The organism is Shewanella halotolerans, from assembly GCF_019457535.1.
Lineage (GTDB): Bacteria > Pseudomonadota > Gammaproteobacteria > Enterobacterales > Shewanellaceae > Shewanella > Shewanella halotolerans.
In genome coordinates, this window is record NZ_CP080417.1 from 81,528 (window position 1) to 98,688 (window position 17,161).

Sequence of the window (17,161 nt, forward strand, 5' to 3'; positions counted from 1 at the left end):
GCATTATTGCTCAGCGTGCCCGTCAGCGGATCTCTGTGGTGAGTCGATAGCGGGCCATCTCCTTTTGCGTCATCCAATGGGCGCCCTCTGAGGGGGCCGAGGTGAGGGTAAACAGGTAGAAGGGGATCCCCTGTTTGCCCAACATGCGGCTGAAGTAGGTGGCCTGACTACGGTGGGCGGCGTCGCTGTAGGAGATCTCTGTGGCATCCCGGCCAAGCTCGCCATCGCTCCAGCTGTGTACGCCAACTTGCTGGTTTCGGGCCACGCTTAAGGTGGAGTCTTGCAGCTCCAGGGTGCGCCTTACCCCGGCGGTAAACAGATCCGTGGCACCGGAGAAGACGCGTCCCGAGCGGCTGACCTTGGTATCCAACCTCTGCTCGCGGATCAGCAAGCCGGTATACATGTTGATCTCATCGTCGGCGGATCCGCCGACAAAGTTATCGAACACCAGCACCTTTTTCCTCTTGGGGTAATGATCCACCAGGCGTTTCAGCGCCTGATAGCTGGTGACCCCCAGTGTCGAGCTAGCCGGGTTGTCGCAGTCCGCCGTGCACCACTGGTTGTTGATCAGCGGCTCGAAATAGTTGCTGGTGAGGATCTCAATACCCGTGTCATTTTCCCGAGGCGAGAAGAGGGTTGAGCCTATTGAGGAGGCGTATTCCAGCCAGTCGCTGACAAAGCTCAGGCGCAGGTATTGCTGCTTCTCGCGGGTGCGCAGCTCGAAGATGCTCTTGTCATCCTGGGTCAGTCGTTTGGCATCAGAGCAGTCGAAGCTGTCGATGCGGTGGGGGCCGGAAAAGATCTGACAATCCAGCAGCTGCCACTCGTCAAACTTGATCCCTAAGGTGAGGCTATGACCCTTCTCGCTGCTCAGTGCCAGCAGCAGATAAGGAATCTGTTTTTGGGTGTCGACGAAGATGTCGGCGTATTCCAATCTGTCGTAGTGGGTGTGTTGGTACTCGAGTTGAATCGATGAGAATATCGGTTCGCGCTCCTGGATCAACGCCTCGAGTTTCTCCTGATTAAAGGCGAAGTTAGCCAGCGGCGGCTGCACTCTGGGTTGGTCGGCGTTACAGCCCAGTAGACTGCTGAACACCAGCAGCAGGGGTAGGGTAAGGCGTGGCATGGCGGTCTCCTGCGATAAAAATATCAGTGTAATAAGGGCCGCCGGTGATTACTGTCAGCAGTTTGTATCGCTTTGTCAGTCGACCGGAATGGGGGAGGAATTGCTGGAAGGAGTTGCTGGGAGGAGTTGCTGGAGGCGGCATAGCAAAAAGGCATCCCTGAGGATGCCTTTATCGTATGGTGTTTTGCGCCTTACCAGGCCAGTTGCAGGATCTCGCGGCTGATATCCAGGCCGAGATCGCCAGACTCTGATAGGGCGGTCATGCCGTGGACTTCAAGCGCCGCGACTATGTCGTCAATCTGCTCCTGGGCGATATCATAGTCGCGCAGACGGGTCTTGAGGCCCAGTTGCTGGAAGAACTGCTCCGTCTTGTCGATCGCCAGGTCGACGCGGCTGGCTTCGTCGCCCTCTGTGATGTCCCACACGCGCTCGGCGTATTGCAGCAGCTTGGCATGCTTCTGGGTCTTGCGTACACGCCAGACCGACGGCAACACGGCGGCCAGGGTCTGGGCGTGGTCGATACCAAACTGGGCCGTCAGCTCGTGGCCAATCATGTGGGTCGTCCAGTCAAACGGCACGCCGGCACCTATCATGCCGTTGAGGGCCGAGGTGGCACTCCACATTAGGTTGGCGCGGGCGTTGTAGTTTTCCGGCTCTTCCAGTGTAATGGGGCCAATCTCGATCAGGGTGCGCATGATCCCTTCGGCGGTTCTGTCCTGTACCCGTCCGTCTACCGGATAGGTGGCATATTGCTCAAGCACGTGGACGAAGGCGTCGACCACACCGTTAGCCACCTGAATCTTTGGCAGGGTGAAGGTCAGGGTCGGATCCAGCAACGAGAAGGTCGGGTAGATGCTGGGGTGGTTAACCGGGAACTTGCCGCCGTTATAGCTGACCACGCCGAAGGCATTCATCTCTGAGCCTGTGGCTGGCAGTGTGGCTATGGTGCCCAGTGGCAAGACCTGCTCAGCCTCGACCGGCACAGGGGCGAAACCGTGGAACAGCAGGCTGGCGCTGTCACCCTCGAAGCGTGTCGCCAGGGCGATGAACTTGGTGCCATCCATCACAGAGCCGCCACCGACTGCCAGCAGGAAGTCGATAGATTCCTCTCTTGCCAACTTGGCCGCCTTGGCCAGGGTCTCATATTGTGGGTTGGCTTCGATGCCGCCGAATTCGACGACGGTGCGATCGCCCAGGGCGCTGAGCACTTTGTTCAGGGTGCCGAAGCGTTTCACGCTGCCGCCGCCATAGGTCACCATTACACGGGCGCCGGCGGGGATCAGCTTGTCTAGCTCGGCCAGGCGGTCTTTACCGAAGACGATCTGTGTGGGATTGCGATAATCGAAGTTAAGCATGGGGATACCTTGTGTCACCTAATAATATGCTGCACATACTAGTCTCTTGACGCGAGTTTTAAATACCTATTGCTGCACGACTCTTGCCTATTTCTGCTTTGTTGAGTTTAAAAGGCATGTATTTGATAAATTTTGATGCCTTTTTCTGCTTGGGTGATATTATCGCCATCAGTTGAATCCTTATCCTGTCCCAAGAGGTAAAGTGTGAAGAGTATTGCCGAGTTGATGTCTGAGCTGGCCCCCGATGAGGGGATGAACGACAGCGTATTGCCTGGTATCAAGCTGTTTCGCTGCTCCGCCTACGGTGCCCGCGGCCCCTTGTGTTACTCCCAGGGGATCATGATAGTGGGGCAGGGCAAGAAGCGTATCTATCTGGATAACAGGGTGTTCGACTATGATCCCCAGAACACTCTGGTGATGACAGTGCCCATGCCGGTGGAGTGCGAGACCTTCGCCAGTAAGGAGGAGCCAGTGCTGGTGATGATGATAGATATCGATCTGGCGCAGCTAAACCGCCTCATCCCTATCATGGACAACCACCACAGGGTGCCCCAGGCCCTGAGTGAATCGCGACTGCCGGGCTATTTCATCGCGCCGACCGGCGAGGCGATAGAGTGCTGCATTCATCGTCTGCTGCAGGCATTGCAATCGCCGCTGGAGGCCGAGGCGCTGGGTGAGGCCATGGTGCTGGAGATCCTATATCGCCTGCTGGCCTTGCCCAACGCGGCTCCCCTCTATGCCCTGGCACTGAGTCATACGAGATTGTCGCGCATCGACAAGGCGCTGAGCTATCTACATAAACACTATGCCGCCAGCATAGAGGTGGATCAGCTTGCCGCCCTGGTGAACATGAGCCCCTCGGCGTTTCATCGCTGCTTCAAGGAGGTGACCGCCTCATCGCCCATCCAGTACCTGAAGAAGGTGCGCCTGAACAAGGCCAAGGAGCTGTTGCAGCGACCTGGGGTGAAGGTGAAGCAGGCCGCCATCGAGGTGGGCTACGAGAGCCCGGCCCAGTTTAGCCGCGAGTTCAAACGCTACTTCAGCCACAGTCCGGGGGAATGTGCCAGATAAGGTTTTCTTACTGTTTGATGCACTGCAATAGCACGACGAAAGGCGGCATATTGTTGTGGGCGACGCTGTGGCCTTCGGGCTCGGTGCGACGCTTCTGATGCTGGCGCATGCCCACATCGTCTCCTTCGCCTGTCGCGTATTCCGGCTCGTCGCCCGAATCATAGTAGTACCAATCGTCATAGACGTGGGTGTGCTTGGGTAGTTCGGCGAGTGTCAGTTTATGTTTCTCCTCGCCGCCTTTGTCATTGAGCTTGCGTACCGACAGCGCATTCTCTTGATGATTAACGGCTAAGGTAAAGCGGCCACGCCCCTCGGTGTAGGGCTGCCACCCCTCTGGGCAAGCGGCTAGATCGAAATAGGCCACCGTTTTGGCAGGTATGATGCTACCGGTTTCGGCTATCTGTTTGCTCAGGGCGGAGAGTCCTTGGGTGTTGGCGAGGTTATTGGCCGCGAGCTCTGTGTATTTCACATAGCCAAAGAGTGCCAGCGATGCGGTGAGCAGCACCGAAACCAGTAGATTCCATTTCATTTTTAACGTCCTTGTGTCGAATTGCGCTCCACTGAAACAGCTGGAGTCTATATCATTATTTTTATTAACTATTTAACCTACGCTATTTGTTTTATCACCGCAACAGGTCGATGCTTACCGCACACTCTTCGAGTCTTCTCTTTGCCTCTATTGGGTCAAAATGGGCGATCACATTTATTCAACATTCCCTAAAACATGACATGCTTAACAATTCTTCGGCTAATCTAATGCTAGGTGTTGTAACTCCAAGCCAGTTCACGTTTTATATATTCCTTAAGTGATACTTTTGTGTTCCGCAAATGGATGTGTATCGCTTTAAGTCCTTATTTATTAAAAGGCTTTGTTCTCAAGGCCGGTTCAGCTAGGAATATCTATGTCTTCGTCTTCTATTATTCAAACGGCGCCAGGTGCATTGATTAAGCCGTACCAAGCTAACATTACCGTCCCTAACTGGATGCTGAGCTCGATGGAACGAGTGATGCAGTATTATGTCGACAAGAATCTGCGACTCGATACTCAGTCCGCTTCCATGATGCCGGCGCCCGTCGAAGGTAAGAAGTACATGCTCTATGCCCATGTGCCTTTCTGCCATACCCTGTGCTCCTTCTGTACCTTCCACCGTTTCCTGTTTAAGGAAGAGAAGGCGCGCGCCTATTTCGTCTCGCTGCGTAAAGAGATGGAGATGGTTAAGGCGCTGGGCTATGACTTCGAGTCCATGTATATCGGCGGCGGCACCACAACCGTATTAGAAGATGAGCTGGCACGTACGATTGAATTTGCCAAGAAGCTGTTCCCAAGCATCAAAGAAGTTTCCTGTGAGTCGGATCCTCAGCATCTGGACAGCCCTGGTTTTAAACAGCTGGAAGGCCTGGTGGATCGTATGTCTATCGGTGTGCAGAGCTTCAACGACGACATCCTGGCGATGACAGATCGACTGGAGAAGTTTGGCTCGGGTCAGCAGACCTTCGATAAGATCATGGCGGCCAAGGAGCTGTTTCCTATCATCAACGTGGATCTTATCTTCGGCTTCCGTGGCCAGACAGATGAGGTGATTCAGCACGACTTGGATATGGCCTCACGCCTGGATCCTCGGCAGATCACCACCTATCCCTTGATGATCACCCATCAGACCCGTAAGAGCGTCAAGGGCAAGCTGGCCGCGCCTCAGGGTGACATGGCGCGTCAATACCGCCAGATCCTCAACAGCCTTAACGGTCAGTACAACCAGCTGTCGGCCTGGGCATTCGGCAAGGCCAACAACGAAGGCTTCGACGAGTATGTGATCGATTATGACGAGTATCTGGGTGTCGGTTCGGGCTCCTTCAGCTTCCTCAACGACACCCTGTATGTGAACACCTTCTCCCTGCGTAAGTATCAGGAGAATATCGCCTCGGGTCGCATGGGCGTCGAGCAGCAGAAGAACTACAGCCAGAAGGATGTGATGCAGTATCGCTTCCTGCTGGGCATGTTCTCGGGTCGCCTGTCGCGCAAATATTTCCGCGACACCTTCGGCGTCAATCTGGATTGGGCCCTGTTTAAAGAGATGACCTCTATGAAGGCGATCGGTGCCATCAAGAATGACCCTAACGATCCCGATAACCTGATCGTTACGGATAACGGCAAGATGATGGGTCTGTTGATGATGAAAGAGTTCTACTCAGGCATGGACAACGTGCGGGCGCAGCTGCGTAAGCCGCTCAAGCCGTGCGATATGTAGCCCTGCGACAGGTAAGGGACATTTGCTATCCGAGCGAAAGAGGCCGATCATAGATCGGCCTTTTTTATTGTCGGAGCCTTATCCATGCAGGCCTTTGAGTCGCTATTTTCCCAATTTATTGCCGCCAGCTCGCCAGCCGATGCCGCCCATGATCTCGCCCATGTTAGGCGGGTGGTGAAGACGGCCAAGCGCCTGTGCGATCTCGAATCTGCCTGCGCCGAGGTGGTGGTGCCAGCCGCTTGGCTGCATGATTGTGTCACTTTGGCAAAAGACGATCCGAGGCGCAGTCAGGGCTCTATGCTGGCGGCCGATAAGGCGATCGCCTTCCTCATCGAGGTGGGTTATCCGCAGCAGTACTTGGCCGCCATTCACCATGCCATTCTCGCCCATAGTTTCAGCGCGGGTATTGCCCCCGAGACGCTGGAAGCCAAGATAGTGCAGGATGCCGACAGGCTCGATGCCCTGGGCGCCATAGGAGTGGCGCGCTGTCTACAGGTGGGCACCGCCTTGGGGCGGCCCCTGTATGCTGCGGAAGATCCCTTCTGTCGGGAGCGGGAGGCGGATGATAGCCGCTACACCTTAGATCATTTCAAGCAGAAGCTGTTTACCCTGGCGGATACCATGCAGACGGCGGCTGCGAGGGAAGAGGCACGGCATCGCACCCGGGTGATGCAGGACTTTCTTGACCAGCTGGCGCAAGAGATCTAGGGGAGCTGCTTGAGCGCCTGTTTATGGTTAGCCTTGGCGCGGCGTGCAAGCTTCTGCTCAAGCTGTCGAGCCTCCTGGCGTATCTGTTCGATAAAGAGATCTTGGTAGCCCAGCTGCTCAAATTCTCTCAGGCACTGGTGGTAGCGGCGCAGTTTTTCTTCCTTGCATAGGGGCGTATCCATCAGCTCTTCTAATGTCAGTATTGAGTCCATTCAATAACCTCACAACCTCTTGTGCTTGTCAGCCTAACGTCAAGTTGGCACCTTGTAGAGGCTGATTTTTATCCTAAAACCTCATAAGCCGAAAGGTTGACGGGTTTTTTGTCAACTTTTTCATATGCTTATTTTATTTCTAAAGTTGGCTTAGGTAAGAGGTCGCATATCACCTAAGTTAATATGGGCGATCGCTTACGCACTCATTGGTCGAAAAGCTCATAAGAGACGTTTGTGGAGCACCCGGTAATAGGGTAGCTTGGTGAATTCTTCATTTTGTACAGGGAAATCAGATGATAGTACGTATTGGCGAATTTCAGGCCGCGCCGGGCCAGGCAGAGGCATTGACGGCCTTCCTCCTCTCATTGAGCGATTATATTTGCAATTCACCGGGCTGTCTCAGCTATGAGGTATTGTGTCCGGTCGACGAGCCGGACCGCCTGATGGTGATCGAGCGTTGGGAATCTGCCGAGCAGCACAGGGCTTCGGTGCAGGCCTATCCGAGCGATAAAATGCAGGCTGCCATGTCGCTGTTCGCCGCACCGCCGAGCGGCGGTTACTATTCGCTGGCTCAAGCTTAGGCTTACGACAGGGCTTTAGTGATGATCTATTTCGAGACAGAGCGGCTTATCTGCCGCGCCTTCGAGCGGGCCGATCTTCAGGCCTTCACCGCCTACCGCGCCGATCCTGAGGTTGCCCGCTACCAAAGCTGGCAAGATTACCAGTATCAGGATGCCCTGGCGCTGTTCGAAAATTTACAGCAGACACCCTTCGAGACGCCCGGCACCTGGATACAGCTGGCCCTCGAGTGTCGTCAGACCCAGGCCTTGGTGGGGGATCTGGCGCTGCATTTCATCGATGCGCAGCAGGTTGAGATAGGCTTTACCCTGGCAAGTGAGCATCAGGGAAAGGGCTTGGCGCGTGAGGCGCTGCAGGGGTTGTTGGTGTATCTGTTTGAGGGCCTGGGTAAACACAGACTCTCGGCCATCACAGACGTGCAAAATCACCCCGCCTGGGGGCTGCTGGAGCGCCTGGGCTTTCGCCGCGAGGCCCATTATCGCGATAATATCTTCTTCAAGGGCAGCTGGGGCAGTGAGTATGGCTATGGCCTGCTGGCGCGGGAGTGGCGTGAGGCACAGGCGGGCGAGCCATTGCAGGAGTTTCGTCTGATCAAACGTGTGGCGCCTCTCAATGATTTCCTGCGCCTTCGGCAGATAACAGGCCTGACCCCAAGGTCTCGCGAGGCGGCAGAACTCGGCCTGCCCCTGAGTCTGTTTGGCGTGCATATTTTGGCGGGTGACAGGGTGATCGCCATGGGCCGGGTGGTGGGTGACGGCGCACTTAACTTCGAGCTGGTGGATATCGCCGTGGATCCCGAATATCAGGGGCGCGGCCTGGGCAGCGCTATCATGAGCGCCATCATGGCCTATCTCGACGAGACGGCGCCTAAGGGGGCCTACATCACCTTAATGGCTGATGTGCCTGCCCTTTATCTCAAATTTGGCTTCGAGTACTCGCGTCCGGCGAGTGAAGGCATGTATAAGTTACAGGCCTGATTGGTTGAGAAGCCCTGCGGGCCTTGATATAAAGGAGATTCGGCGGGCCCCAAAGTAGTAGGTTTCCGGGGCTAATTTTCTCAACCCGTTTAGGCGAGCTTCATTTTCTCCTGATCCGCTGTTACTCGGAGCATGCATGGCCAAAATTCTGCTGGTAGCCAACCTCAATTGCGATCGTATTCTCAGACTCGATAAACCCTTGAAGATGGGGGGACGGTTTCACTATCAAGATGGTGGCCAGCGCCTGGGGGGCGGCGGTGCCAACACAGGCATAGGCCTGGTGTGGGCAGGACACGAGGTAGCGCTGGTGAGTCAGGTGGGCCGCGACGAGATAGGCGACTGGCTGCTGGCCGAGACCAGCACCCTGGGGATAGATTGCCGTCTGATGCAGCGCTATCAGCAACATACCTGTGAGATGCTGCTGGTGATGACCCCGGATGGTGAGCGCACCATCATACGTCCAGAGCGCCCCAGATTCGAGCTGGCGGCGCCGCCGAACTGGCGTCAGTGGGATGCCCTCTATATCAACTCTTCCGCCGAAGGCGCGGTGAGCTGGGCCAAGACAGCCTTGCCCCACAGCCTGGTGGTGGCGCAGCTGGCCAAGGATAACCGTGAGCGTCCCTGCCATGTGCTGATCGCCTCGCGAGCCGACATGCAGGGTCGTAGCGAACTGTCGCCCTGGCAGTATGGCCTCTCCATTGCCGGAGACAGTCTGCAGGCCTTCATAGTGACAGATGGCGAGTCGGGCGCCATTCTCTATCAGGCGGATTCACAGACCCATGTGGCGGCCGAGTCGGCCAGCGTGGTCGATACCACTGGGGCGGGAGACGCCTATGCGGCGGGCTTGATCCATGGGCTGGTGCGTGGCGATGAGTTTTGTCAGGCCATGGCCGAAGGCGCCCATTGGGCCGCCTTTGCGGTGGCCACAGAGAGTTCGATACCGGGAGCAGGGCTAAAAAACTATCTGGAAAATGAGCGAGCGAAAGAAGAGGCCTAGTGGGCAGAACTTGTCATCATAATGTCATTAACTCGGCTTAGAGTATCGGCATTGGTCGCAAGCAGTTCCCTGACCTTGTTTTGTGTAGCTTCTTTTCTAACATAGTGTGTTTTTCTGTTCTCTCGCCCCATCTTCTGGGGCATTTTTTTGCCCCAAAAAAAAAGCCCCGACCTTTTGGTCAGGGCTTTGGCTGAACGCTTGCTGTTAGTTGTACTTAAACACGGGAATCATGCTGGTACACTGGGTCTTTATCTTCTGTTCCGGCGCCGCCAGGAAGGCCATGGTAATGCCGTCGATACAGTTGCGATAAGGGTTCTCCGAGGTCAACTGCACGTGGCCGCCCTGAGGGTTGGTGAACAGCTGGGCATTTGGCATGTTCTTCACCACTAACTCCCCCCAGGCCGGTGGCGTCTGATGATCGTTGCCGCCGTTGATCACCAGGATCGGCAGATTACTGGTCACGGCCTGAGTCTCTATGCTGTCGGCCGCGGCCACATCCCACGCCTTACAGCTGTCGACATCGAAACCCTGATGGAACACCTTGTCTACGGTCAGTGTGGTCGTGGTAGACCAGTTCTTGTCGTTGCGACCCACTAAGGCTGTTTGGTTGAGGAAGGCATATTCTTCGGAGCAGACCACAGACAGGGCCATAGGGGCAAAATAGTCCTCGTCGGGTTCGTTGTCTTTATCCTTGATGATGATGTTCAGGTCCTTGTCGATCGCCTGGATCAGGGGGACGACCCTGGCATCACCCACTAGATTGGCGATGTAGTTGACGAAACGGATGGCTGCCTGATCTTCCCCCTGATTCTGTAGTCGCGCGATGATAGATTCGATCATCGGCTTGAGGATCTCCGATGCGCATTTAGTGGAGGCGTCGCAGTTGGCGATGATGCGGTCCAGCGTGGCATAGGTGGCCCAAGGTGTATCGGATAGGCCGTTGACCTCTATGGGGAATACACCGTCGAGGATGACGCTGCGAACCCCTTGGCTATCTTCGCGTATGATGGTCTCTGCCAGACGAGTGCCGTAGGAGCCGCCGTAGAGGTTCCAGCTGTCGAGCTTGAGTGCCTTTCTCAGCATGATGAAGTCATGGGCGCTCTGCACGCTCTGGTAGGCGCTGAAATCTACCCCCTTGGCCTTGAGGCGGGCCTTACAGGCCTTGACCTGCTCGATTGAGCCTTTGACCGTGTTAAATTCGGTGCACTTGTAGGCCGGTTTGGCGTGGCCTGTGCCGCGCTGATCCACCAGATAGAAGTCGCGGTCGTTCCAGAGGTATTTCGCCTTGCTCTGGGTGAAGTCTTCCAAACTGTCGATGGCCGAGTAGCCCGGGCCACCCTGCAGGTAGACCACGGGATCGGCCTTGACCTCTGTCTTGGTCGCCGGGATCTTCAGCACGGCGATCTCCATGGTTGTCTTGGAGGCGCTCTTGCCCTTAAGGGCATGTTTTTCCGGTACCGTCAAATAGCCGCAGCTGGCACCTTTGGGCAGATCCTGGCTCTTGGTGAACGTGCTGCAGTCGACGCTGGCGTAGGTGCCCACCTTGCTGGCGACCTCCTTCTTAGTGTCAGACTTGCTCGATTGGTTACAGCCGCCGAGGAGGGCGGTTGCCATGACGAGTGTGCCAAAGGCCAATAGGTTGGGCTTGTGTGTCAGGCTCATATACAACTTCCTTATGGGTTACAGACGAAGGCAATGAACCTGGCGAGTCGCAGAGACTCGGCACCTTAGGGTTCCGTGCCGTGATTATCTGTAGCGAATTATGAGGAGGCTGGCTTCTGGGAAACAGAAGCACTCTGTATGGCTTTGTCTCGGCTTTGTATCAGAAAGCTTTTTAATAGGATAGCGTTAAGTCGGAGACCGCTAAGTTGGGAAGCTCAGTTAACACTTAGAAGTGAAGTGGGTTCATTCGGCCTTGGGCAGGCGCAGGGTAAAACAGGGGCCGCCCAGCTCGCTGTCGCCTAAGGTTAGCTCGCCCTGATGCTGACGCACTATCTGCTTGGCGATGGCCAGTCCAAGGCCGTGGCCGCCGCTCTGCCTGTCTCTGGCCTTGTCCAGACGCACGAAGGGTTCGAAGATAGATTGCCAATAGTCCTGGGGAATGGGCGGGCCGTCGTTGGCTATCTCGATAAGCACGCTGGTTTCGTCGCTGCAAAGGGTCACGATGACGCAGCTTTGGGCGTACTTGTAGCCGTTGCGTATGATGTTGCTGGTGGCCCGCAGCAGCAGATGGTTGGCGATGGGGGCCATCAGGCTGTCGTCGCCCTCAAGTTGCAGGCGTTTTTGCGTCTCAAACTGCAGGTGTTCCAGCTGGCTGGCTAACAGCGGATAGAGGTTGGTTGGTGTCAGGCTGAGATGGGCATCTGGCCTTTCTAGCTTGGCAAACTGCAACAGCTCCTCAATCATGCCGCCCAGCTCGTTGAGATCTTCCTGAATTCCTTCAAGATATTGCATCTGCTCGGGGCGTACGCCCGAGTCGTCCAGCATGTCCAGATTGCACTGGATGCGGAAGATGGGGGTGCGCGACTCGTGGGCGATGGCGTTAGTGAGGTTCTTGTGGCTCTGGATCAGCTGAGAGATGCGATCGGCCATGATGTTGAACGACAGGTTAAGCTGACCCACGCTGTGAAGGCTGCTGGTGGAGGCGCGGGCGCTGAAATCGCCATAGGCGAAGGCGATACAGGTCTTCTCCAGTCGCGCCAGTCGCCGGGAGATCACAAACAGTACCATGATGCTGATCAGGGCAAGCGCCGCACACAACTCGACGAAGACAAACCACTCCTTGCGGTTAATGGTGTTGATAAAGGGGGAGTCCGGGTCGTTGATGATGCCATAGACAACCTCTGGGTCGCTCGCCAGGCTAAAGTAGGCCTGATTCTCATCCACATCTTCTATGTAGAGGCCGTAGTCTTTTACCCCCTGTTTGATCGCCTCGCTCAGGGTGTCATCCGCGACTTCATAGCGGGTCAGCGCCAGGTGGATATCCTTGGCAAAGCCTTGCAGAGCCTGCTCTGCCGCTTGCGCTCCTTGAGTTTCGCCTATCTTGTCTACTAATTTGCGGGTGGCGGTGATCTCGTTGGCCAGCGAGGTGGCGTCCAGTGAGTCGGTGGAGAAGAGCTCAAACTGGTCCATGGCGATCACCGCAATAAAGAAGATCGCCAGGGCCGTGCTATAGATGAGGATAAACAGACGGGTCACAGAAGATCACCAACGGTCGGGGACAAACAGATAGCCCCTGGCCCTGACTGTGATGATGCGCCGGGGTAGGGCGGGGTTGTCGCCCAGCTTCTTGCGCAGCACCACTATCTTGTTGTCTATGGTACGGTCGATGCCGTCGTACTCTATGCCACGGATCTGCTTAACCAGATATTCCCGGGTGAGGATCTCGTCGGCATGGGCGGCCAGCAGCCAGAGCAGGTCGAACTCGCTGGTGGTCAGGCTGATCTCTTCCCCCGCCAACAGACACTGCTTGCGCTGCTGATTGAGCTCAAGCTCGCCGAAGCTGAGGTGATGCTGCTCCTGGGGGGCAGACACCTTGGCCCGGCGCATCAGCATGCGGATACGTGCCAGCAGAACCCTGGGCTGTATCGGCTTGATGATAAAGTCGTCGGCGCCCATCTCCAGTGCCGCCACCTGATCCATGTCGTCTTCGCTGGCGGTGAGGAACAGTATCTTGCCATCGAAGACGGGTTGCAGCTGACGGCAGATGCTGAAGCCGTCCAGATTGGGCAACATGAGATCTAAGATGACCAGATCTGGCTGCTCGGCCAGAATGGTGGCGACGGCATCGGCGCCGTCATGGACACAGACAGTCTCTATCTGCTGCATAGTCAGATAAGAGGACAGCAGCTGGCTGATCTTTTCGTCATCTTCAACGAGTACAACTTTGATGCTCATGTCGAGTGAGTCGTCGTGGGGGGATGTTGATAAATCTAACATTATTTATCTTGCTCCAACAGGGACTAGTTCACACTCTTTTTGAGGGCGGGGCCTACCATGTGAGGTGATCGATAAGGTAGGCGGCGTCATACACCTTGGTCGTCTGCAGTGATTCTTTATCCTGCAGGCCGGTAACTTCGACGATCACCGAGGTCTCATTTTCCACCTTGCCCAGGCCATAGCCCCAGTCGTCGTGGCCAAAGCCCAGGGTGTCGTTGCCGACCGCGTCGCGGTGGTTCTGCTCCGTGGTGAGCGCAAAATAGGGGTAGCCATGAGCCTGGACTATCTCGGCGGACTTGCGCAGAACATATTTGCGGGCCAGGGCGCGATCTGTCATGTCGTTACCGACGAAGCTGATCTGCCAGCTATCGTCGGCTATCTGTACCACGTCGAAGCCTTCACCAAAGCTCCAGAAGGATTTTTCTGTGTCGTAAGAGGTGGCGCAGCCGCTCAGCAGGAGTATGAAACTCAGTATGAAGGCGGCCAATGGAGTTGTTTTCATGATATCTTTCCGAAGGAGAACTAAGCCGCTATTGTGCAGGGGCGATCCCCGGGGCGACAGAGGGAGTTTGTATTGAATTGTCTCGCCTTTGTCAGCGGGCGAGACGAGTAGACAGTGGTCAGGGGGAGAAAGTTATGACGCGTTTGGTAAACAAGATTTCGGGCCTGTATCGTGGTGACAAGGCCGAGGCGTTCGAGGGAATACCCAGCATGATCGACGCCAAGCGGGCGTGCACTGGTTTGGTGGTGGGTGAGCTGGGCGTCGAGGGGGACGGCCAGGCAGACCCCAAACATCACGGCGGCGCCGACCGTGTGCTGCACCATTTTCCTCGCGAGCATTATGGTCAGTATCGTCGCTGGGACATGATGCAGGGATTCAAGGATGTGCCCGCCATGGGCGAGAACATCAGTACCGTTGGGCTGGATGAGACTCAGGTAAATATAGGCGACATCATCGCCATCGGCGAGGTGCGCCTGCAGGTGACTCAACCGCGCTCTCCCTGCTTCAAGCTCAACCATCAGTTTGGTCATCCCGAGTTTGCCCTCGCCATGCAGACCAGCGGCCTGTGTGGCTGGTTCTATCGGGTGATCACGCCGGGTGAAATTAGTCTGGAAGATGATATCAGGCTTATCGAGCGCCGCACCGACATCAGCCTGCGCGAGGCGATGAGTATCTATTTCTCGCCCACTTTTGATGCCGGCGCCTACGATCGCCTGGCCAGTTGTGAAGGGCTGGCTAAGTCTTGGGTAAATAGCTTGCAGCGCCGCCTGGAAAGTCGCAAGATTGAGCCTTGGGAAATGCGCTTATTTGGGCCTAACCGCCCATAACTCTGCTTAACATTAAGAATGAATCATCAAGGAGTGTAATTCGTGTCTGATATTGAACAACTGTCCCGTGACGATAGAAACATGGGTGTGGCGGTGCATCTGGCCAGCTTTTCCGGCTACCTGATCCCCTTCGGTTCTATTCTCGGGCCGCTGATTGTCTGGCTGATGAAGCGAGAGGAGATCGCCTTCGTCGACAGCTGTGGTCGCAACTGCCTGAACTTCAAGATAAGCGTGATGGTATATGCCATCATCAGCATGATCCTCATGTTCGTCGGCATCGGCTTTGTCCTGCTGGGTGTGCTGGCGATCTTCGATATCGTGGTCACCATCATCGCCGCCATGAAGGCCAGCGAGGGCATTAGTTACCAGTATCCGCTGACGATCAAGTTTCTTAAGCCTTGATGCTTGTTAGGCAAAATAAAAAAGCCCGCGATTGCGGGCTTTTTTGTGGCTGAAGCACTTTAAGCAGTGAACCGCCTAGACCTTGAAGCCGGCGACCAGGGTATCTAGCCTGTGGGCCAGTTGGTTGAGCGACTGGCTGGCCTGGGCCACTGCCTGGGAGGTCTCGCTGGTGCGCTGGGTGATCTCGCTGATCTCCGTGACGTTGCGGTTGATATCTTCTACCACGGTAGATTGCTCCTCGGTGGCCGCCGCGACCTGAATGTTCATGTCTGTGATGGCGCCGATCTGCTGGCTGATCTCCGTCAGGGTATGGCTGGCCTCGTCGACCGCCTGTACTCCTTCCTGGCTGCGGCTCTTGCTCTGGGTCATCGCCTCGACGGCGCGTGCCGCCTCGCTCTGCAGGTTGTCGATCATCTTCTGCACCTCGTCGGTCGACGCGGCGGTGCGTGAGGCCAGGTTACGTACCTCCTCGGCGACCACGGCAAAGCCTCGGCCTGCCTCTCCGGCGCGGGCGGCCTCGATGGCGGCGTTGAGGGCCAGCAGGTTGGTCTGATCCGACACGGCGCGGATCACATCCAGGATACTGCCGATGGAGGTGGTATGGGTGGCCAGGGACTCGATCACATTGCCCACCTGTTCCACATCCTGAGACAGCTGATTGATGGTGTCGCGGGCGCGGGTCACCACTATCTGGCCGTTGCTGGAGGCGTTGTCGGCGTCCTTGGCGTTGTCGGCGGCCTGGGCGGCGTTACCGGCGATCTCGTGCACGGTCGCGCCCATCTCGTTGATGGCGGTGACCACCATCATGGTCTGATCTTTCTGCAGCTGGCTGTCGTCCTGGGTCTGCTGGGCCTGATTAGCCACATCCTTGGCGGCGTGACTCAGCTGCACGCTGGTGTCTGTCACCTCTATGATGGAGTGCTGTATCTTCTCGATGAAGCTGTTGAAGCCCTTGGCAAGCTGCGCCAGCTCGTCGTTACCCTCGACCGGCAGGCGTTGGCGCAGGTCCCCTTCACCCTGACCTATATCCTGTAGCATGTCGGCCACCTTGGCGATGGGCTGGCTCACCGAGGCGGAGACGAAGGTGGAGAGGCCGATAAAGGCGGCGGCGATCAGCACTGTCCAGATGAGGATCTGATAGGCCGACTCTTCCAGCAGGGCGAATACCTCGGCTCTGGGCACCTGGGCCACCAGATACCAGTCCATTGAGGGAATATAGCTGCTGGCGACCAGCAATGTCTCACCGTCTAGCTCTGTCTGTGTCAGGCCAAAGTCGCCCTTGTTGAGCAGGTCTCTGGTCACGTTACCGCCATAGAGTGAACTCAGGCTGGCCTTGCCTATCTGGCTGGTGTCTGAGTGCAGCTTGACGTCACCCTTGGCATCGACCAGGTAGACGAAGCCTGTGTCTTCGATCTTGAAGGATTTCAGCAGGCGCACCATATCGTCCAGCGACTTGGCCAGACCCACCAGGCCGCGGTCGTTGGGCTGTTGGTAGTTGATGAAGAGCTTCACCTCACCATTGGCCTCGGTGAACACGTTGAGCATGCGCTCTGTGCCGCTGTTTTTATAGTTGAAGAACCAGCCATCCTGATCCGGAGTGAGGATCCGCAAAAAGCCGTCCTGGGTGTAGTAGGCGGCGGTCTGCCTGTCGGCATAGGAGGCCTGCACCAGCTTATATTGCGCTTGCACATCCTTGAGCTGGGCGATCACCAGAGGCTCTGTCTCGGCAGGGCGGCCCTCGACCAGCCACTGCTTGAGCATCTTGCTGCTGGCCAGCTGTTCGGCGGCGTTCATCAGGGTGGCGATATCCATCTCCACCTTGTTGCGGATCGCCTGCAAGGTGTTGGGCAGCTCGGAGGTGAGCATGCGCTGCTCGACGACTTCCTTGGCGCTACGTTGACTCAAGACACCCACGAGCACGGTCGACAGCAATACCGCGACGGTAACCGTGAGTAAGATCTTCTGCTTGATGGTGAGCATGTTTAGTTTCATCGTTTATGACTCGCATCTACTCTGTCCGAGCATGCCTCGGATGTGTGAATACTAGATTATTAAGGTTAGTCGTTGTTTTCTAAACACGCTAAACCATTGAACTTTTTGAGGGCAGGAGGATCCTTTAGGATCACTTAGTGCGTCTTGGTAACGCTTGTAGGTATGGCGCCATTATGGTGGCCTGGGATGTTAAGCGCAAGTAAAAACGCGCCCTAAGGCGCGTTTGAA

General features: G+C 56.2%; 17 protein-coding genes and 1 pseudogene. 9 read left to right on the plus strand and 9 right to left on the minus strand.

Translation table 11 applies throughout. The features are described 5' to 3' along the window. Positions 1-22: 22 nt before the first annotated feature. A complete protein-coding gene (locus tag K0H81_RS00335) occupies positions 23-1,126 on the minus strand; it encodes a hypothetical protein (RefSeq protein ID WP_220059539.1) in 1,104 nt (367 codons plus the stop codon). A 191-nt stretch (positions 1,127-1,317) separates the two neighbouring features. Further along, on the minus strand, positions 1,318-2,481 hold the full coding sequence (locus tag K0H81_RS00340; protein WP_220059540.1) for an iron-containing alcohol dehydrogenase: 1,164 nt from the start codon (positions 2,479-2,481) through the stop codon (positions 1,318-1,320). Between the two features lie 204 nt (positions 2,482-2,685). Here K0H81_RS00340 and K0H81_RS00345 point away from each other — a divergent pair, with 204 nt between their 5' ends. Next, positions 2,686-3,552, plus strand: coding sequence for an AraC family transcriptional regulator (locus K0H81_RS00345; protein WP_220059541.1), 867 nt, complete (start codon positions 2,686-2,688; stop codon positions 3,550-3,552). Between the two features lie 7 nt (positions 3,553-3,559). Here the strand turns inward: K0H81_RS00345 and K0H81_RS00350 are convergent, their stop codons facing one another. Beyond that, complete coding sequence (locus K0H81_RS00350; protein ID WP_220059542.1) at positions 3,560-4,081, minus strand: hypothetical protein; 522 nt, start codon at positions 4,079-4,081, stop codon at positions 3,560-3,562. 373 nt (positions 4,082-4,454) lie between these two features. Here K0H81_RS00350 and K0H81_RS00355 point away from each other — a divergent pair, with 373 nt between their 5' ends. Together K0H81_RS00355 and K0H81_RS00360 are read left to right on the plus strand one after the other, a co-directional pair. Further along, complete coding sequence (locus tag K0H81_RS00355; RefSeq protein ID WP_011863883.1) at positions 4,455-5,798, plus strand: coproporphyrinogen III oxidase family protein; 1,344 nt, start codon at positions 4,455-4,457, stop codon at positions 5,796-5,798. 84 nt (positions 5,799-5,882) lie between these two features. After that, the gene (locus K0H81_RS00360) at positions 5,883-6,506 is read left to right on the plus strand and encodes an HD domain-containing protein (protein ID WP_220059543.1); all 624 of its coding nucleotides are present in this window, start codon (positions 5,883-5,885) and stop codon (positions 6,504-6,506) included. Here K0H81_RS00360 and K0H81_RS00365 read toward each other — a convergent pair. Then, a complete protein-coding gene (locus tag K0H81_RS00365; RefSeq protein WP_220059544.1) occupies positions 6,503-6,718 on the minus strand; it encodes a hypothetical protein in 216 nt (71 codons plus the stop codon). The two genes, K0H81_RS00360 and K0H81_RS00365, sit on opposite strands and share 4 nt — an antisense overlap. A 293-nt stretch (positions 6,719-7,011) precedes the next feature. Here K0H81_RS00365 and K0H81_RS00370 point away from each other — a divergent pair, with 293 nt between their 5' ends. The 4 genes and pseudogenes from K0H81_RS00370 to K0H81_RS00385 all read left to right on the plus strand — a co-directional run bounded on the left by K0H81_RS00370 (position 7,012) and on the right by K0H81_RS00385 (position 9,271). Continuing rightward, positions 7,012-7,299: a putative quinol monooxygenase gene (locus K0H81_RS00370; RefSeq protein WP_220059545.1), complete on the plus strand. Its 288-nt coding sequence runs from the start codon at positions 7,012-7,014 to the stop codon at positions 7,297-7,299. A 21-nt stretch (positions 7,300-7,320) separates the two neighbouring features. After that, positions 7,321-7,845, plus strand: a pseudogene (locus K0H81_RS00375) (GNAT family N-acetyltransferase); the annotation flags it as partial. A gap of 153 nt (positions 7,846-7,998) precedes the next feature. Continuing rightward, positions 7,999-8,274, plus strand: coding sequence for a GNAT family N-acetyltransferase (locus K0H81_RS00380; protein ID WP_258406433.1), 276 nt, complete (start codon positions 7,999-8,001; stop codon positions 8,272-8,274). 136 nt (positions 8,275-8,410) lie between these two features. After that, entirely contained in the window at positions 8,411-9,271 is an 861-nt protein-coding gene (locus tag K0H81_RS00385) for a PfkB family carbohydrate kinase (RefSeq protein ID WP_220059546.1), read from the plus strand. A gap of 204 nt (positions 9,272-9,475) precedes the next feature. On the opposite strand, the gene K0H81_RS00390 is transcribed toward K0H81_RS00385, so the two are convergent. From K0H81_RS00390 to K0H81_RS00405, 4 genes are all read right to left on the minus strand, one after another. Then, positions 9,476-10,933 (minus strand): alpha/beta fold hydrolase, encoded by a 1,458-nt coding sequence (locus K0H81_RS00390; RefSeq protein ID WP_220059547.1) that lies wholly within the window; start codon positions 10,931-10,933, stop codon positions 9,476-9,478. A 243-nt stretch (positions 10,934-11,176) separates the two neighbouring features. Continuing rightward, positions 11,177-12,469, minus strand: coding sequence for an ATP-binding protein (locus K0H81_RS00395; protein WP_220059548.1), 1,293 nt, complete (start codon positions 12,467-12,469; stop codon positions 11,177-11,179). A gap of 6 nt (positions 12,470-12,475) precedes the next feature. Further along, positions 12,476-13,210 (minus strand): response regulator, encoded by a 735-nt coding sequence (locus tag K0H81_RS00400; RefSeq protein ID WP_144202392.1) that lies wholly within the window; start codon positions 13,208-13,210, stop codon positions 12,476-12,478. Positions 13,211-13,262: 52 nt separating this feature from the next. Next, positions 13,263-13,712 carry a CC0125/CC1285 family lipoprotein gene (locus tag K0H81_RS00405; protein WP_144202394.1) on the minus strand — a complete coding sequence of 150 codons (450 nt, stop codon included), beginning with the start codon at positions 13,710-13,712 and terminating at the stop codon, positions 13,263-13,265. A gap of 134 nt (positions 13,713-13,846) precedes the next feature. Between K0H81_RS00405 and K0H81_RS00410 the strand changes: the two genes are divergently transcribed. Together K0H81_RS00410 and K0H81_RS00415 are read left to right on the plus strand one after the other, a co-directional pair. After that, positions 13,847-14,539 carry an MOSC domain-containing protein gene (locus K0H81_RS00410; protein ID WP_186300614.1) on the plus strand — a complete coding sequence of 231 codons (693 nt, stop codon included), beginning with the start codon at positions 13,847-13,849 and terminating at the stop codon, positions 14,537-14,539. 81 nt (positions 14,540-14,620) lie between these two features. Continuing rightward, positions 14,621-14,941 (plus strand): DUF4870 domain-containing protein, encoded by a 321-nt coding sequence (locus tag K0H81_RS00415; protein ID WP_220060763.1) that lies wholly within the window; start codon positions 14,621-14,623, stop codon positions 14,939-14,941. 75 nt (positions 14,942-15,016) lie between these two features. On the opposite strand, the gene K0H81_RS00420 is transcribed toward K0H81_RS00415, so the two are convergent. Next, positions 15,017-16,933, minus strand: a complete 1,917-nt coding sequence (locus tag K0H81_RS00420; protein ID WP_220059549.1) for a methyl-accepting chemotaxis protein — start codon at positions 16,931-16,933, stop codon at positions 15,017-15,019. Positions 16,934-17,161 lie beyond the last annotated feature (228 nt).

What these genes read in the sequence shown, in the direction of transcription:
- K0H81_RS00335 (WP_220059539.1), bottom strand. Translation starts at nt 1,126, where the DNA reads ATGCCACGCCTTACCCTACCCCTGCTGCTGGTGTTCAGCAGTCTACTG.
- K0H81_RS00340 (WP_220059540.1), bottom strand. Translation starts at nt 2,481, where the DNA reads ATGCTTAACTTCGATTATCGCAATCCCACACAGATCGTCTTCGGTAAA.
- K0H81_RS00350 (WP_220059542.1), bottom strand. Translation starts at nt 4,081, where the DNA reads ATGAAATGGAATCTACTGGTTTCGGTGCTGCTCACCGCATCGCTGGCA.
- K0H81_RS00355 (WP_011863883.1), top strand. Translation starts at nt 4,455, where the DNA reads ATGTCTTCGTCTTCTATTATTCAAACGGCGCCAGGTGCATTGATTAAG.
- K0H81_RS00360 (WP_220059543.1), top strand. Translation starts at nt 5,883, where the DNA reads ATGCAGGCCTTTGAGTCGCTATTTTCCCAATTTATTGCCGCCAGCTCG.
- K0H81_RS00365 (WP_220059544.1), bottom strand. Translation starts at nt 6,718, where the DNA reads ATGGACTCAATACTGACATTAGAAGAGCTGATGGATACGCCCCTATGC.
- K0H81_RS00370 (WP_220059545.1), top strand. Translation starts at nt 7,012, where the DNA reads ATGATAGTACGTATTGGCGAATTTCAGGCCGCGCCGGGCCAGGCAGAG.
- K0H81_RS00385 (WP_220059546.1), top strand. Translation starts at nt 8,411, where the DNA reads ATGGCCAAAATTCTGCTGGTAGCCAACCTCAATTGCGATCGTATTCTC.
- K0H81_RS00390 (WP_220059547.1), bottom strand. Translation starts at nt 10,933, where the DNA reads ATGAGCCTGACACACAAGCCCAACCTATTGGCCTTTGGCACACTCGTC.
- K0H81_RS00400 (WP_144202392.1), bottom strand. Translation starts at nt 13,210, where the DNA reads ATGTTAGATTTATCAACATCCCCCCACGACGACTCACTCGACATGAGC.
- K0H81_RS00405 (WP_144202394.1), bottom strand. Translation starts at nt 13,712, where the DNA reads ATGAAAACAACTCCATTGGCCGCCTTCATACTGAGTTTCATACTCCTG.
- K0H81_RS00410 (WP_186300614.1), top strand. Translation starts at nt 13,847, where the DNA reads ATGACGCGTTTGGTAAACAAGATTTCGGGCCTGTATCGTGGTGACAAG.
- K0H81_RS00415 (WP_220060763.1), top strand. Translation starts at nt 14,621, where the DNA reads ATGGGTGTGGCGGTGCATCTGGCCAGCTTTTCCGGCTACCTGATCCCC.
- K0H81_RS00420 (WP_220059549.1), bottom strand. Translation starts at nt 16,933, where the DNA reads ATGAAACTAAACATGCTCACCATCAAGCAGAAGATCTTACTCACGGTT.